Origin of the sequence: Methylibium rhizosphaerae (assembly GCF_006386545.1) — a bacterium.
Classification (GTDB): Bacteria; Pseudomonadota; Gammaproteobacteria; order Burkholderiales; family Burkholderiaceae_C; genus Pseudorivibacter; species Pseudorivibacter rhizosphaerae.
This window is the reverse complement of record NZ_SWAR01000196.1, coordinates 1-539: the sequence shown is the minus strand read 5'-3', so window position 1 is coordinate 539 and position 539 is coordinate 1. Positions and strand designations below refer to the sequence as shown.

The window sequence follows — 539 nt, the reverse complement described above, 5'->3', positions numbered from 1 at the left end:
CGGGTGGTCCTGATCTTCTTCGCGCTCACGCTGCTGAAGATCTCCTTCCTCAAGCTGGTGGGCGCGGCCCTGCTGATCTGGATCGGCATCAAGCTGCTGCTGCCCGAGGACGAGGACGAGCACGCCAACATCCAGGCCAGCGACAAGCTGTGGGCGGCCGTCAAGACGGTCATCGTGGCCGACTTCGTGATGAGCCTGGACAACGTGATCGCGATCGCCGGCGCCGCCGAAGGCGCGGGCGGCGACCACCAGATGCCGCTGGTGATCTTCGGCCTGCTGGTGTCCATCCCGATCATCGTGTGGGGCAGCCAGCTGGTGATCAAGCTGATGGACCGCTACCCGATCATCATCACCGCCGGCGGCATGCTGCTGGGCTGGATCGCCGGCACCATGGCCGTCTCCGACCCGGCGGTGCTGCCCTACCTGCCCACGGTGCCGGCCGAGAAGGCCGGCGCGGCGCCCGAGGTGATCGCCGCCATCCGCTACGGCGCAGGCATCGCCGGCGCGCTGCTGGTGCTGGCCATCGGCAAGCTGGCGGC

1 protein-coding gene is annotated in these 539 nt (G+C 68.6%); it reads left to right on the top strand.

What is annotated here, in order from left to right; genetic code table 11:
- Positions 1–539, top strand: a 539-nt coding sequence (locus E8D38_RS28075) for a YjbE family putative metal transport protein (RefSeq protein WP_140637647.1), incomplete at both ends; no start/stop codon positions are given.